The following is a 346-nucleotide window of genomic DNA, read 5'->3' as shown; positions in this document are numbered from 1 at the left end:
CGGTCAGATCGAACAGTTCCATTGCGTTTCCCGTATGTTTCTGCGGGGATATTTATCGCCCCGCTCTAGCCGAATGACATTGATAGCCTGATACTCAGGCGATTCCATCCGGGAGTGGCCGACCGCCAGCCGATGCGCAACGTAACAACGGGCTTTCTCTACTTCGCCTATCTGTTCCTCGGCATGACCGTGGGCGCCTTCCTGTGGCGCGCCGGTCTGGGGATCGGCGCAGGCGTGGCCGGAACGCTCGGCGCACTCGGCCTGTTGGGCGCCTTCCACGGCATCGTCACCGGCATCGCCGAGCGCCGTGTGCTTAAAAAGGAGATTGGCCAGGTCCGCGAGGCCC

Annotated in this window: 1 pseudogene; it reads left to right on the top strand. The window is 62.4% G+C overall.

Annotated elements, in window-relative coordinates:
* Window positions 1–114: 114 nt before the first annotated feature.
* Window positions 115–346 (top strand): annotated as a pseudogene (locus CVH10_RS18610) (hypothetical protein); the annotation flags it as partial.

Source organism: Halomonas sp. ND22Bw, from assembly GCF_003011945.1.
Classification (GTDB): Bacteria; Pseudomonadota; Gammaproteobacteria; order Pseudomonadales; family Halomonadaceae; genus Halomonas; species Halomonas halophila.
The sequence above is the reverse complement of the archived record's forward strand: the minus strand, read 5'-3'. Positions and strand labels throughout refer to the sequence as shown.